Genomic DNA, 14,826 nt, shown 5'->3' with positions numbered 1-14,826 from the left:
TAAGGAAGCGTGAATGACTAAAGCACACTGGACGTCAGTTGTAAGCCTTACAGCCTTGCTGCTGTGTTCTAGTCATTCGACAGGGGGAGTCGACAAAGCAAAGTCGGCTTTCGATGAGTTTGATGGCAGCTATGAACAAAGTTATGCCGAAGTACCTGTCGAATCGATCCAACAATTTGTTCAAATCTACGGCATTGTCAAAGAAAATTATGTAGTTGAAAAAAATGACGATGCATTATTCCAACAAGCCATCAAAGGCATGGTCAGTGGTTTAGACCGTTATTCACGATATCTTTCACCTGAAGACTATAAGCAGCTTTTGCAATACACCGAAGGGGATATTGCGAGTGTCGATTTCAATTTGCGCTTTGATGCAGGTTTACAGCAATGGGTCATCACCAATTTAAAGCCTGATGCCGATTCAGCAAAACTAGGTCTGAAAAATGGCGCGGCGGTGTTTAAAATTGATGATCAAGAACTCAAAAAACTCAATCAAGATCAAGTGCGACACCTACTCACCGGCAGTATAGGCTCAACGCTGAATCTACAATTGATAACTGCAAGTCAACCGGTCAATTTGGTCAGAAACACTAAAGTTGAAACAGATATAGAATCTAAATTATTAAATAATCAGGTTTTAGTTTTACACGTTAAAGTTTTTCAACAAGATACAGCCAATGAAATAAAGCGTTTGATTGAAAGTCATGGTTCGCGTGTCAAAGCGGTATTGTTTGATTTAAGAAATAACCCTGGGGGGTTACTGTCCGCAGCAGTAGAGTCTGCCGATTTATTTTTGAATCAGGGCATTATTGTGTCGACTCGAAGCCGATCTGAGGGTGACCAACAATTTCAGGCTTTACCAAGTTTTGAATTTCAAAATATGAAAGTCGGCATCTTAATCAACAATCGTTCTGCTTCTGCCGCAGAGGTCTTTACCGCAGCATTAAAAGAGCATAAACGTGCATGGGTGGCGGGTGAGAAAAGTTATGGTAAAGGTGTGGTTCAAAAACTATTTCCATTGAGTAATGGTGCGGCTTTACAAATGACTGTGTCGCAATATCTGACACCGAATGGCAAAATGATTGAAGGAATTGGGGTACAGCCCGACTATAACTATCCGCTGCAACATGATGCACGTGAAGACCACTATGTCGATCATGTTGCAGAGTTATTGCTGAATCAAAAATAAACAGCAATACGCTGGAAAGCTTTTACTCTTCGTCTTCGGTATCTAAACCGAATTTTTTCAAACGATAGCGCAATGAACGGAATGACATGCCTAATTTTTTTGCGGCAAGGGTTCTGTTCCAGTGAGTCAAATTCAACGCATTCATGAGCACTTCTTTTTCGATATTTTCTAAAAAGAGCTCTAAACCTTCTTCAGGCAGTTTGCGAGGGACCACACTCTGTTCGTTGCTGTTTGCACCCAGCTGCGCAGAATCATTCGTTGTTGGAGTGGAATTGAACTGAGCACTCGGCTGTCTTAATGGCGCACTTTGCAGATGTTGAAGGTCAATTTGATCATCATCGCAGAGGGTCATAGCACGTTCGATAATATTGCGGAGTTCACGAACATTACCCGGATAATATTGGCTGAGTAGGAAATTTTTCGCACGTTCAGTCAGAGGCTTAGTGGCAATTTCCCATTCATGGCTAATTTTTTGAATAAAATGTTGCGCCAATAAGAGGATATCGTCGCCACGCTCACGTAAGGCAGGCAACACTAAATCCATCACATGGATGCGGAAAAATAAATCTTGGCGGAATCGACCTTGTTGGACAAGAGCTTCTAAGTCCTGATGACTGGCACTGATCACACGGAAATCAACGTCAATTTCACAGTCTGAACCTACAGGGCGAATACGTTTTTCCTGTACCGCACGTAGTAGTTTAACTTGCATGGCTAAAGGTAATTCGGCAATTTCATCCAGAAATAAGCTACCACCATGTGCAGATTGAATCAGACCTTGTTTGTCTTGGGTGGCACCACTAAAGCTGCCTTTTTTATGGCCAAAAAGTTCACTTTCCATTAACTCTGTGGGAATTGCCCCGCAGTTAATGGCAATAAAGGGTCCTTCATTACGGTTGCTTAAACGGTGAACCAAATTGGCCACGACCTCTTTACCCGTACCAGATTCACCCGTAATAAAAACAGGTGCTTGTGAACGTGCAATTTTCTTTAGAGTTCGACGCAATTGCTGGATTGGGAGCGATTCACCAATCAACATTTTATGTTCTAAAGCATCTTGCGAAGTAATGTCTTCAGCCAAAGGCTTATTCAGGGCTTTTTGTAGCAGTTGTTCAAGATGTTTTGGATTGATCGGTTTGCTGACAAAGTCGAAAGCTCCCGCCTTTAATGCGGCAATGGCAATGTCCATGTTGCCATAGGCTGTTAGCACAGCAACTGGAAGGGCAGGACAGTGTTCATTCATCCAATCTAAGAGCTGTAGACCATTACCATCGGGTAAGTTGAGATCGGTTAGGCAGGCATCGTAGCTATAGGTAGACAAGGCTTTTTTAGCTTCGTCGAGGCGATGTGCAACATGCGTTTTAACCCCCATCCTTGATAAAGACATTTGCATCAGCATACATAAGTCTTCTTCGTCATCAACTAACAATACCAGTGGTTGTGAATCCACAGTTTTCCCCTAAAAACAATTAAATAACAGCTTGTAAGCACTCAATCCTAAAGCAAGCTCCCTGTTTTTGTTCTACATAGGAAAGCTGTGCTTGATTCGCTTCACAGAAGCTATGAGCAAGATATAATCCTAAACCAGTTCCAGTGATTTCGGTACTAAAAAATGGTTGAAATAACTGTGCGCGGTTTTGTAAAGCAACCCCATGACCGAAATCTCGGACATCGATCTGGACTTTTTTCTGATCTGTACGCGCCACCACTTCGATATACGACATGTCTGGATTGTTATGGCGAATCGCATTACGAATTAGGTTGATTAAAATTTGTCTGAACTGTGCCTCATCAAAATCGATCAAGGTTTTGGCTTGCACATTGAGCCGTATGTTCTGTTGAATGTCTGCCAGATCTTCTTGCAGGAACAGCGGTAAAAATTGTTCTAGATTTAGACGAGTCGGATGGGTTTCCTTATTACGCACCATATTTAGGGTGTCTTGAATAATTCGGTCAATCCGCACCGCTTGACGTGAAATCATATGATTCAACATGTGCTGTTGTTCGGTATCACTTTGCGGATATAAATCATTGGCATGCACAATCGCCGCTAAAGGATTACGAATTTCATGTGCAATACTGGCGGAGAGTTGCCCTAAAGCGGCTAATTTTAGTTGTTGCACCTGCTGATTGAGTTTTTGTGCATCTTGTAAAATCAGCAAGGTCAGCATTTGATGCGGCACAACGAGTTTTTGTACCAGTACCTGAATGTGGTATTGGCTTTGTTGGGATTCAAATTGGAATTTTTCACCACTTTTTAAATCTTCAAATTTGAGTAATTCAAATAAATCGGGCTGCGTGGTATACAGCGGATATTGGTCATGATGATAAGAATTTGGCATGCCGAGTAAATGGCAAGCAGCAGGATTACTCAGCACTACATGACAGTTTTCATCCAATACTAAATAGCCCGTGTCAATCTGCTCTAAAATATAGCGATTAATGTTTTGTAGCCGATGGAGCTCTAAGGATTGCGAAAAATTCAGATTTTCCAATAACTGGAAACGTTTCACGGCAATTTGCGCACTGCCATACACTACACAAAATAAAAAAGCCAAAATCGCACTGTTGGTTAAATTTTTAAGTGAGGTAAATTCAAGAATTGAACCTAAAAACAGTTGATATACCACACAGATCACAGCGATGAGGGTAATGACCAAAGCTTTTTGGGCATCTAATAATAGGGACGCTGCAAAAATCGTAATCACAAACAGCAAACTCAAATGTAAATTGGGTCCATCGATGGCTAAGGTCAGTAAGCTCAGCGAAATGACATCTACAATGAATAACAGCAGTAACTGGTTTGGAATACGGACTTTGAAACGTCCAAGTGACATGAATTGAATGCTGGTAAACAGCAAATAAATCGTCAATACATATAGGTATAAACGTGGGTTTTCATAATCTGAAGTGAATTGAGTGTAGGTCAGTAAAAAGACCAGTAACAGACAGGCACTGATGATAAAGCGATAAGCACTGTACCAAAGGCCCAAATGATACTGGTTCAATTCACTATGAATTGAACGCTGTGTCATAAGTAGCTGGATGTACGTGGTGTTAAGGTTTGATTAACCCGTAGCGAATTGCCAAGTGAGTTAGTTTGACATCACTATCAATATTCAGTTTTTCAAAAATGCGGTAACGGTAGGTATTCACTGTTTTAACACTAACGAATAATTTATCGGAAATTTCTTGTGCACTTATACAATTGACCACCATCATGGCAACTTGCATTTCACGTTCAGACAGGGCGTCGAAAGGTGATTGTTGTGTATCAGACAAATATGAGCTGGCCAGTTGTTCTGCAATGTCTGCACTGAAATATTTGCCGCCTTGCATCACTTTATTAATCGCACGGACCATTTCATTAACTGGTGCACCTTTGGTGATATAGCCTTTGGCACCTGCTTTTAACAATAAAGACGGGTAGGGTTCTTCAGCAAGTCCACTGACGGCGAGGACTTTTGTATCTGGCGCTGTTTGAAGTAGGCGACGTGTGGTTTCTACCCCCCCGATCCCCGGCATATTGACATCTAATAAAACAACATTTGGATGGTGTTGGCGAACAAGTGTAATCGCATCTTCACCAGATTCGGCTTGTCCAATGACTTGGATATCTGCATGGTCTTCGAGCATACGGCAAATACCAGTACGGACTAATTCATGGTCATCTACCACCAAAACTGTGATCACCTACACTCTCCCTCAAATCAAAATCTGTTTTTTTTGTTACATAAAGCAAAATAAGCTTGCAATGAAACGACAAAATTAGCAATCCTATTCTTATATGAAATGAAAAACTTCATACACAATGTGTGAGCAAAAAATGTTCGTAGTTGTGACCAATGTACGGCATATTGCTGGTCTTGCGCAAATGTTTAGTATCCTGAGTTGAGTGAGCAATGGTGAAAAAATTAAATAAATCCTTCATGCACGTTTTGGGCATGTCAATTTTATTCAGTATGAGCAGTTTCAGTTCTGCTGAAATTGTGATGAATAGTGCTGCAAATCAGCAGTCAAATATTAGCTGGTCATCTGAAGATGCAAACCAGTTACTCAACGGTGACGTGTCTTATAGCGCTGAAGAGCCATCTCCTCAAGGGTCAACGAAAGTGACTACTTCTGTACGTAGTACAGGCGGTGTGGTACAGACAGCACCATCGAAAACGGTCCGTATTATTGATACCAATCAATACGCAGGACAGCCCTCTGTAAATGCGCGTGCAGCACTGGTTATGGATGGTCAAACTGGTGAAGTGCTATATAGCAAAAATAGCAATACCGCTTTACCGATTGCATCAATTACCAAACTCATGACAGCAGTAGTGATTTCAGATGCCCGATTAAACATGTCTGAAAAGATTATCTTACAACAGTCTGATTTCTCATGTTCAGGTTGTAAAAGCTCAAGTTCAACACTTCGTGCTGGCGACAGTATGAACCGCGCAGAAGCATTGCTGTTTGCTTTAATGAAGTCTGAAAATCCAGCGGCTTCGGCATTAGCACGTACTTATCCAGGTGGTCGTTCTGCATTTATTTCAGCGATGAATGCGAAAGCACGCTCATTAGGAATGAACTCGACTCATTATATGGAATCGACTGGCTTGCATCCAGGCAATGTTGCTTCGGCACGTGACTTAGGTATTTTGGTGAATACCGCTTCGCAGTATGGTTTGATCCGCCAATTTTCAACCACACCAAGTTATGATTTTAATTTGGGCTACCGCGTGTTGAAATCAAACAATACCAATGCTTTAGTGCGTAATGGTGGTTGGAATATTAATATTTCAAAAACTGGATTTATTAATGAAGCAGGACGCTGTGTGGTGATGCATACCACATTGAATAACCGTCCAGCGGTGGTGGTGTTATTGGGTGCGGATTCTTCAGTTGCACGAACCAATGATGCGACTCGTTTAATGAATTGGGCGAGCCAGTTACCAAAACGTATTTAATAAGATTTCAGATTTTTCATTCTTTCAGTATTTGGATTTACTCAACGTTTAAATGCTGAAGTGAATGCAAGATATAAAAAGCCCTGCAAGAGCAGGGCTTTTTTATTTAGTCAGCATATGAATTACATATTTGACAGAATTGAATCGCGAACTTGATCCATAGTTGCATCAATCGACAACATCACGGCATCTTGGCATTGCTTGATGGCAGTGTCAGGATCTTTTAAACCGTTACCTGTTACAGTACATACGATCACAGAACCTTCAGCAATTTTACCTGCTTTGATGTCACGAATCGCGCCACCGATAGACGCTGCAGAAGCAGGTTCTACGAATACACCTTCGTACATAGACAGTAGACGCTGTGCTTCTAAGATTTCAGCATCTTGAAGTTCATCGAACCAGCCTTCTGAGTCGCGGACTACTGCTTTAGCATGATTCCAGCTTTGTGGGTTACCAATACGGATCGCAGTTGCTACGGTTTCAGGGTTTTCTACAGGTGCGCCGCGTAGGAATGGTGCCGCGCCAGCAGCTTGGTAACCCACCATTGTTGGTAGACCCGCAGGTTTTGGACCTGTGAATTGATCAGTTTCAGGATCATAAACTACTTGTACAAATTCTTCTTTAGGCTGATTCGCCACAGCTTCGGTATAACCCATCCAATGTGCTGTGATGTTACCCGCATTACCTACAGGTAGGCAGTGGTAGTCTGGTGCACGACCTAATTCGTCAACGATTTCGTAAGCAATGGTTTTTTGACCTTGCAGACGGTATGGGTTGATTGAGTTTACAATCGTAACTGGTGCTTGATCCGCAACTTCTTTTACAAGACGCATACCGTCATCGAAGTTACCATGGATTTGCATCGTTACCGCGCCATACATCATCGCTTGTGCCATTTTACCCATGGCAATTTTGCCTTCTGGGATGAGCACAAAGGCTTTAATACCCGCACGTGCAGCATAAGCCGCTGCGGCAGCAGATGTGTTACCTGTAGAGGCACAGATAATCGCTTTTGAGCCTGCTTCCACTGCTTTTGTTACGGCCATGGTCATACCACGGTCTTTAAATGAACCAGTCGGGTTTAAGCCCTCGTACTTCACATAAATTTCAACATTTTTGCCAATAATGCGTGGAATATTCTCAAGCTTAATCAGTGGCGTATTACCTTCGCCCAAAGAAATTGCGCGAGTAGTTGCAGATACGGGTAAACGGTCGCGATAGCGGTCAACTAAACCAGTATAACGATTGGCATTAGACATGATGATGTTCCAATTGTGTGTAGAGCTTGGCGAGAGGAACTGAAATATTCCCCTCGACCCGATTAATTATCAAGCGATTCTAAACGAATTCGTACAATTTCGCCATGAATGACAGGCAATGCTTGAATTTGTTGAAGGGCTTCATCCATTTTAGATTCTTTGACTGGATCAGTCAGAATCACGATAGGAATAAGGTCTTTTAAGCGCGGCTGTTGCATGATCGCATCGATGCTAATTCCTGCACGGCTTAAAATCGTAGTGACATCAGCAAGAACGCCTGTTTGATCTTCGGCATTAATACGGATGTAGTATCCAGTGGTCATTTCTTCACGCGGAAGAATTGGTAAATCGGTCAGTGCTTCAAAAGCAAGCTGCGGAATTGTACCTGCGCCATCTTCGGTATATGAGATGTCACGGACAATATCGACAACGTCGGCAACCACGGCTGATGCGGTCGGGCCTGCACCTGCACCTGCGCCATAGTAAAGCGTTGGACCAACGGCATTGGCTTGAACTAATACGGCATTTTTAACGCCATTTACATTGGCAATCAGTTGGTCTTCAGGGATCAGCGTTGGATGAACACGAAGTTCAATGCCCGTTGCAGCACGACGTGCAATACCTAAATGTTTAATACGGAAACCAAGGTCTTCAGCATATTTGACATCTTGCGCAGTAACTTTGCTGATGCCTTCAGTGAAGACTTTGTCAAATTGGAGTGGGATACCAAAAGCAATAGAAGCCAGCAATGTTAACTTGTGCGCTGCATCGATTCCTTCGACGTCGAATGTTGGATCTGCTTCTGCATAACCGAGTTCTTGCGCTTCTTTGAGAACGTCTGCAAAGGCACGACCTTTTTCACGCATTTCAGTCAGGATAAAGTTACCAGTACCGTTAATGATACCTGCAAGCCAGTCAATTTTATTGGCTGCCAAACCCTCACGGAGGACTTTAATAATTGGGATACCACCTGCGACAGCTGCTTCATAAGCAATCTGAACGTGATGATCATCGGCCAATTTAAATAATTCATTACCGTGTTCAGCTAATAAAGCTTTGTTGGCTGTGACCACTTGTTTGCCATGAACGATTGCTTCACGAATCACTTCATACGCAGGGTGAATGCCGCCCATAACTTCAACTACAACGTCTACATCGGGTTGACGGACGATATCCAATAAATCAGCACTTTGCTTCACTGAAGCAGGCAGTTCTAAATCAGGACGAGGGCGACGCGTACCCACATGGGTAATTTCAATTTCACGACCGGTGCGACGTTTAATCTCAGCAGCATTTTCTTTTAGTAGTTTAAGGGCACCACCACCCACAGTACCAAGACCGAGGATTGCCAGACGAACTGGTTTCACGTCACACTCCATTTATTTCATCATTGCTTTAAGTGAGTTTAGATCATAGCTAAAAAAACGTTCGGACTCTAGGGTAGAAATCACTTTATTCCCACCCATAAAAAACATTCATTTAGCCTATAAAAATTAGTTATTTAAGCGCACTTTCAAGTTCGGAAGCCGACATGTAAGCACCGATGTGTTTGCCTTCTGCGTTATAGATCGCTGGCGTACCATTCACACCAATATTTAGACCCATTTCATACATGCTGCGCACTGGGTTTTTACATGATGCTGGCTCGATTTGCTCACCGGCAATGGCTTTATCAAATGCGGCACGACGGTCTTTGCTACACCAGATAGTTTCCATCATTGGCATGTGTTGTTCACCACGTGGCCAAGCGATATAACGGACTTCAATGCCACGGGCATTAATATCATCCATTTGTTCATGTAATTTATGGCAATAAGGACAGCTAACATCGGTAAACACATAAACCACGTGTTTGGTTTTACCTTTGGCTTTATAAATCAGTAGGTCTTCAGTTTTTAATTGATCAAATAATTTTTTGTTGGCCTCTGCTTGTAGGGTATCGCCTACATTAAAGAGTTGTTTTTCACCTAAACGAACCACGTCGCCTTGGAAAATGTATTTACCATCAGCTGTAGCATAGACCGCAGGCATGCCTTCAAAGCTTACCCAAAACAAATTAGGAACTTCAGTCGCTTTCACCCCAGTGACTTTGGCATTGATATTGGCTTTTTGCAGATTAGATTGCAAAGTATCAATTAAACGCTGCTGAGCATTACGTTCAGATAAATTCGAAGCTTCACCAGTTGCTGGCGTACTTGCCGTTAATGTCGCATCTTTCTTTTCGTCATTATTTGAATTAGAACAAGCCACTAACGCCATACTGGCAACAAGTGTCGATGCGAGAAAAATTTTTGAACGGGTAAATAACATAAACAACCCTTTTCTTTTAGCTTTATCAAACAGGTGAGTAAGCATAGCAAAAAATATCGGGCACAATAGAACTTCTTGGTCTGATATTTCCTGCCGTTAAGCTCTCGGATGATAATCTGAATGTAATTTTTGCATACGAACCTGCGCAACATGGGTATAAATTTGTGTGGTGGATAAGTCACTGTGGCCGAGCAGCATCTGCACGACACGTAAGTCGGCACCGTGGTTGAGCAAATGCGTGGCAAAGGCGTGGCGTAAGGTATGTGGTGATAATTCGGCTTGAATGCCTGCAATGAGCGCATAGCGTTTAATCGCGTACCAAAAGTTTTGGCGACTCATCATTCCACCAAGTTGAGTGAGAAATAAAGCATCGGTTGCACTTTTGTATAAAACGGGACGTGCTTCAGCTAAATACTTCTCGATCCATTCCACCGCCATTTGTCCTAAAGGGACTAAGCGTTCTTTATTGCCTTTACCGGTAATTCGTAAATAGCCTTGTTTAAGATTGATCAGTTCTAATCTTAAATTTAATAACTCAGAGACACGTAAACCACAGGCATACAGCACTTCGAGCATGGCACGATCACGTAGACCCAATGCGGTGTTGAGGTCTGGGGCATTAATCAGGGCTTCAACATCTGCTTCAGATAAATCCTTTGGTAGGGCACGACCCAATTTGGGTGTTTTATGGATTGCAACAGGATTGTCACTGCGTATTTTTTGTTCACGCAAGAACTTGAAAAATGAACGCAGTGCAGAAAGTGAGCGGGCGATCGAGCGAGGGCTTTTTCCTTGTTTAGTCAGGCTGAGCAAGACATCTGAAATGTCGTCACTGCTCCAATCAGTCATGACATGCGTATGACATTCACTGCATTGAATTAAATCAGATAAATATGCATTTCGTGTATGTGGACTGACGGTTTGAGCTATTAAATCATCACGATATCCGTGTAAAAAACTGAGTGATTCTGGAATTTGGACTGGGGTTGGAATACGTGGTTTTTTATTTAACATGTGCCGCTCATTTTCGAAATTAAACCAAGAAATCACAATGGTTTAATGCAATGTAATTTAAAAAAATAGTCGTGTCGATGCTAGATTGTTAAATGAGAATTGAAATCGAATCCGATTTGTTAATTATTCTCATTTGTTTGTATAATGTTCAAAATTTTTTAGGGTTAGTTGCGTGCGATTATCTGATTTGAAAGTGAAACAAAGCGCAGTCATTCATAAGGTACATCGTAACCAGAATGGCAACAATGCTCCGGCTGATTTAGTCGCTAGCCGTTTAGAGACTTTGGGTTTTGTTCCCGGAACAAAAGTACAGGTGATTACCAAAGGTATTTTTGGTGGTGACCCGATTTTAATTCAAGTTGGGTTTACTCGTTTCGCACTGCGAAAAGTAGAAGCTGAAAAAGTGGAAATAGCAATGGAAGGGGCATCAGCATGAGTGATGCGTTACGTATTGCCCTCGTTGGTAATCCAAACTGTGGTAAAACTTCATTATTCAATCATTTAACGGGTACACGTCAGAAAGTTGCGAACTATGCTGGGGTAACGGTTGAGCGTAAAGTTGGTCAATTTACTTTGCCATCGGGTAAATCTGTTCGAGTTTTGGATTTGCCGGGGACGTATAGCTTAGAAGCGACGAGTCCTGATGAAGCCATTACGCGTGATGTCGTGCAAGGTAAAATTGCAGAAGAAGGCCATCAAGACGTCTTTTTATGTGTAGTTGATGCGACAAACTTAAAATTGCACCTCGGTTTGGTCATGGAAATGATCGATTTGGGTCGTCCAATTTTACTTGTCCTCAACATGATGGATGAAGCACGCCGTCGTGGCATGCAAATTAATACCCAAAAGCTGTCTCAGCGTTTGGGTGTGCCTGTTGTAGAAACCGTTGCTGTGCGTAATGCGGGTATTGAAAACTTAATGGGCGCGTTAGATGCTGAAGGTTTCAGAAAACCTGATGCGTCATTAAGTGATACCAATCTTTCTGGGACTAACCACGAAAAAATTGAACAAATTTTAAAAGACGTGGTGGTGTTTGTTGATCATGAAGATAAACGCTCAGACTTCCTCGATAAAATTTTTCTACATCCAGTCTTTGGTTTAATTACCTTAGCGGTGATGATGTTTATTATTTTCCAAGCGGTGTTTGCATGGGCTGCGCCGTTTATGGATGGTATTGAAACCTTCTTCGGTTGGTTCGGTGAATTGGTTGGTGAACACATTTCACATCCACTACTGAACAGCTTGGTGGTTGATGGGATCATTGCGGGTGCAGGTGGTGTGGTGGTGTTCTTGCCGCAGATTTTAATTTTATTCTTCTTTATTTTGGTTTTAGAAGAATCAGGTTATTTACCACGTGCAGCGTTCTTACTAGATAAGCTGATGTTTAAAGCGGGTCTGAGTGGTCGTGCTTTTATTCCTCTGTTATCGAGCTTTGCCTGTGCTGTACCGGGCATTATGGCAACTCGGAGTATTCAAGATCCTCGAGATCGTCTGGTCACGATTTTAGTTGCGCCGTTGATGACGTGTTCGGCACGTTTACCGGTTTATGCTTTGTTGATCTCGGCATTTATTCCAGAGCAAATAGTCTGGGGCGTCTTTAACTTACAAGGCTTGGTACTATTTGCATTATATGCAGCAGGGATTGTGAGTGCCTTAATTGTGGCAACAGTCCTGAAATTCTTCCAAAAAGATAAATCACAGCATGCCTTATTGATGGAACTTCCAAGCTACCGTTTCCCAGATATTAAGAGTGTTTGGATTGGTTTACTGGACCGTGCCAAGATTTTCTTGAAACGTGTCGGTGGCATCATTTTCGCTTTATCGATTTTGTTATGGTTCTTGTGTACTTTCCCGCAACCGCCAGAAGGCGCAACCTTGCCGGATATTGATTATTCATTGGCAGGTATGCTTGGGCATGTATTACAACCGATTTTTGCACCATTAGGGTTTAACTGGCAGATCTGTATTGCCTTAATTCCAGCGATGGCGGCACGTGAAGTCGTTGTGGCGGCATTGGGCACGGTATATGCCTTGTCTGCAACAGATGACGATGCCATGTCTCAAGGTCTGGCAAATTTAATTAGTAGTGATGGGTCATTGGGTTGGTCATTGGCAACCGGTTTATCATTATTGGTGTGGTTTATTTATGCGCCACATTGCTTGGCGACACTGGCAACTGTTAAACGTGAAACTGGTTCCTTGAAAACGGTGAGTTTCATGACCATCTATTTATTTGGCTTGGCTTATTTAATGGCATTCATCACGTATCAAATTGCAACACGCTATTTTGGATCGTGAATTGTGAATGGCAAAAGCTGAACAAAGGAGAGAGACATGCTTGAATCAATAATTATTGCGGTATTGGTGATTTGGAGTGCTGTCGTGGTGTTTAAGAAGGTATTTCCGAAAACATCGAACTCAGTCTTCACAACTTTATCTGAGCATTGTGCAAACCGTGGTTGGAACAGTCTAGCCAAATGGTTAAAGCCAAAAATGGCAGCAGGCTGTGCAGGCGGTTGTGGATGTTCAGCTTCGGATAATCCATCTGCAAAAAAAGCTGAAGTACAAGCGGTGAAATGGAAATAAGCTCGCCGCCCGTTGCTTGAAGAAACCGCCCGAGATGGGCGGTTTTTTTACGAGCGGACACAAAAAAACTGCGAGAAAGTGAAAACATAAAAAGCATTCAAAACAGCAAAGTGCTAACATTTTGTCAGATTTAAAAACCGACCAAAAAATGGGGCGAAAATGTTAATACAGCGTGGTGGATTGAAGGTTGTTGCCGGATTAGGGATTTCTGGTGTTTCCGCAGTGAATTTCTTACATAGCCATGGCTACCGCGTTGCAGTCACCGATTCACGAGCAGTCCCACCGGGTCATGATCAAATTCCAAGTGATGTACAAACCAGTTTCGGTCAGTTGGACCAAGATTTATTACTCCAAGCAGAAGAAATTATTATCAGCCCGGGGCTAGATCCAAAATTACCGCAAATTCAGGCGGCCATTGCAGCCAACATTCCTGTGGTTTCAGAAATTCAAATTTTACGTCGTGCGACAGATAAGCCGATTGTCGCGATTACAGGTTCGAATGCGAAAAGTACCGTAACGACTTTATTTGGTCTTATGGCAGCAGATGCAGGCAAAAAAGTGGCAGTGGGTGGCAACTTGGGTCGTCCAGCTTTGGATCTCACCAAAGATGATCCAGAGCTTTATGTTTTAGAGCTTTCAAGTTTCCAATTAGAAACCACGTCGAACTTGGCCGCAGAAGTGGCTGTGGTGTTGAACATGAGTGAAGACCATTTGGACCGACATGGCGATATGATGGGCTATCACACTGCGAAGCATCGTATTTTCCAAGCGGTGAAAAAAGTGGTGTATAACCGTGATGACTCATTAACACGTCCATTGGTTCCAGATGTTACTCCAATGCAAAGCTTTGGCTTAAATGCACCAGATATGAATCAGTTCGGTATTTTACGCGATACTGATGGCACAATTTGGTTGGCACGTGGTCGTGAGCGTTTACTGAAAAGTGCAGACATGTATATCCAAGGGACCCATAATGTGGCAAATGCCTTGGCATGTTTGGCTTTGGGTGAGGCGATTGGTTTGCCACTCGAAGGCATGTTGGAAACTTTGAAAACCTTTAAAGGTTTAGAGCACCGCTGTGAATTTGTCAAAGAAGTGCATGGTGTTCGTTATTATAACGATTCTAAAGGCACCAATATTGGTGCGACTTTAGCTGCGATTGATGGTCTAGGTGCCGCGATCGAAGCCAAAGGCGGTAAAGTGGCGATTATTTTAGGTGGTCAAGGCAAAGGGCAGGACTTTACTGCGCTGCGTGATTCACTTTCAAAATATGCCAAAGTTGCGGTGTTGATTGGTGAAGATCGTCCAATTATTGAAAAAGCGATTGAAGGGACAACCACGCTGATTCATGCTGAAAGTTTGAAACAAGCGGTTGAGCTGTGCCAACAAAATGCGGTAGCCAATGATGTGGTGTTATTGTCTCCAGCGTGCGCAAGTTTTGATATGTTTAAAGGCTACAGTGAGCGTGGACACCAATTTGTTGATTGTGTGAATGCACTCGTTTAAAAGA

Annotated in this window: 13 protein-coding genes; 6 read left to right on the top strand and 7 right to left on the bottom strand. The window is 42.6% G+C overall.

What is annotated here, in order from left to right; translation table 11 throughout:
* Positions 1-13 precede the first annotated feature (13 nt).
* The gene (locus tag FTV27_RS04445; RefSeq protein ID WP_180077178.1) at positions 14-1,189 is read left to right on the top strand and encodes a S41 family peptidase; all 1,176 of its coding nucleotides are present in this window, start codon (positions 14-16) and stop codon (positions 1,187-1,189) included.
* A gap of 22 nt (positions 1,190-1,211) precedes the next feature.
* On the opposite strand, the gene FTV27_RS04440 is transcribed toward FTV27_RS04445, so the two are convergent.
* Genes FTV27_RS04440 through FTV27_RS04430 form a run of 3 tightly spaced genes read right to left on the bottom strand, consistent with a single transcriptional unit; the run spans position 1,212 to position 4,882 of the window.
* Positions 1,212-2,639 (bottom strand): sigma-54 dependent transcriptional regulator, encoded by a 1,428-nt coding sequence (locus FTV27_RS04440; protein WP_180077177.1) that lies wholly within the window; start codon positions 2,637-2,639, stop codon positions 1,212-1,214.
* A gap of 19 nt (positions 2,640-2,658) precedes the next feature.
* Positions 2,659-4,224, bottom strand: coding sequence for a PAS domain-containing sensor histidine kinase (locus FTV27_RS04435; RefSeq protein WP_180077176.1), 1,566 nt, complete (start codon positions 4,222-4,224; stop codon positions 2,659-2,661).
* 22 nt (positions 4,225-4,246) lie between these two features.
* Entirely contained in the window at positions 4,247-4,882 is a 636-nt protein-coding gene (locus FTV27_RS04430) for a response regulator (protein ID WP_111884856.1), read from the bottom strand.
* Positions 4,883-5,094: 212 nt separating this feature from the next.
* On the opposite strand from FTV27_RS04430, the gene FTV27_RS04425 reads away from it, so the two are divergent.
* Entirely contained in the window at positions 5,095-6,144 is a 1,050-nt protein-coding gene (locus FTV27_RS04425) for a serine hydrolase (protein ID WP_180077229.1), read from the top strand.
* 122 nt (positions 6,145-6,266) lie between these two features.
* Here the strand turns inward: FTV27_RS04425 and thrC are convergent, their stop codons facing one another.
* From thrC to xerD, 4 genes are all read right to left on the bottom strand, one after another.
* Positions 6,267-7,406 (bottom strand): threonine synthase, encoded by a 1,140-nt coding sequence (gene thrC, locus FTV27_RS04420; protein WP_078189447.1) that lies wholly within the window; start codon positions 7,404-7,406, stop codon positions 6,267-6,269.
* A gap of 62 nt (positions 7,407-7,468) precedes the next feature.
* Positions 7,469-8,773 carry a homoserine dehydrogenase gene (locus FTV27_RS04415; protein WP_078192857.1) on the bottom strand — a complete coding sequence of 435 codons (1,305 nt, stop codon included), beginning with the start codon at positions 8,771-8,773 and terminating at the stop codon, positions 7,469-7,471.
* Between the two features lie 130 nt (positions 8,774-8,903).
* Complete coding sequence (locus FTV27_RS04410; RefSeq protein ID WP_078189446.1) at positions 8,904-9,716, bottom strand: DsbC family protein; 813 nt, start codon at positions 9,714-9,716, stop codon at positions 8,904-8,906.
* 96 nt (positions 9,717-9,812) lie between these two features.
* Complete coding sequence (xerD, locus tag FTV27_RS04405; protein WP_180077175.1) at positions 9,813-10,730, bottom strand: site-specific tyrosine recombinase XerD; 918 nt, start codon at positions 10,728-10,730, stop codon at positions 9,813-9,815.
* A gap of 172 nt (positions 10,731-10,902) precedes the next feature.
* On the opposite strand from xerD, the gene FTV27_RS04400 reads away from it, so the two are divergent.
* From FTV27_RS04400 to murD, 4 genes are all read left to right on the top strand, one after another.
* On the top strand, positions 10,903-11,166 hold the full coding sequence (locus FTV27_RS04400; RefSeq protein WP_078189444.1) for a FeoA family protein: 264 nt from the start codon (positions 10,903-10,905) through the stop codon (positions 11,164-11,166).
* Positions 11,163-13,028, top strand: a complete 1,866-nt coding sequence (gene feoB / locus FTV27_RS04395; protein ID WP_180077174.1) for a ferrous iron transport protein B — start codon at positions 11,163-11,165, stop codon at positions 13,026-13,028. Before FTV27_RS04400 ends, feoB begins: the two co-directional genes overlap by 4 nt.
* A gap of 36 nt (positions 13,029-13,064) precedes the next feature.
* Positions 13,065-13,316, top strand: coding sequence for a DUF6587 family protein (locus FTV27_RS04390; RefSeq protein WP_168378221.1), 252 nt, complete (start codon positions 13,065-13,067; stop codon positions 13,314-13,316).
* Between the two features lie 159 nt (positions 13,317-13,475).
* A complete protein-coding gene (murD, locus tag FTV27_RS04385) occupies positions 13,476-14,822 on the top strand; it encodes a UDP-N-acetylmuramoyl-L-alanine--D-glutamate ligase (RefSeq protein WP_078192580.1) in 1,347 nt (448 codons plus the stop codon).
* The last annotated feature ends 4 nt before the right edge of the window (positions 14,823-14,826 follow it).

Source organism: Acinetobacter sp. YH12251, assembly GCF_013417465.1.
Lineage (GTDB): Bacteria > Pseudomonadota > Gammaproteobacteria > Pseudomonadales > Moraxellaceae > Acinetobacter > Acinetobacter amyesii.
This window is presented reverse-complemented; position numbering and strand designations above follow the sequence as displayed.

Coding starts and splice junctions, on each gene's coding strand:
- FTV27_RS04445 (WP_180077178.1), top strand. CDS start 14: ATGACTAAAGCACACTGGACGTCAGTTGTAAGCCTTACAGCCTTGCTG.
- FTV27_RS04435 (WP_180077176.1), bottom strand. CDS start 4,224: ATGACACAGCGTTCAATTCATAGTGAATTGAACCAGTATCATTTGGGC.
- thrC (WP_078189447.1), bottom strand. CDS start 7,406: ATGTCTAATGCCAATCGTTATACTGGTTTAGTTGACCGCTATCGCGAC.
- FTV27_RS04410 (WP_078189446.1), bottom strand. CDS start 9,716: ATGTTATTTACCCGTTCAAAAATTTTTCTCGCATCGACACTTGTTGCC.
- xerD (WP_180077175.1), bottom strand. CDS start 10,730: ATGTTAAATAAAAAACCACGTATTCCAACCCCAGTCCAAATTCCAGAA.
- feoB (WP_180077174.1), top strand. CDS start 11,163: ATGAGTGATGCGTTACGTATTGCCCTCGTTGGTAATCCAAACTGTGGT.
- FTV27_RS04390 (WP_168378221.1), top strand. CDS start 13,065: ATGCTTGAATCAATAATTATTGCGGTATTGGTGATTTGGAGTGCTGTC.
- murD (WP_078192580.1), top strand. CDS start 13,476: ATGTTAATACAGCGTGGTGGATTGAAGGTTGTTGCCGGATTAGGGATT.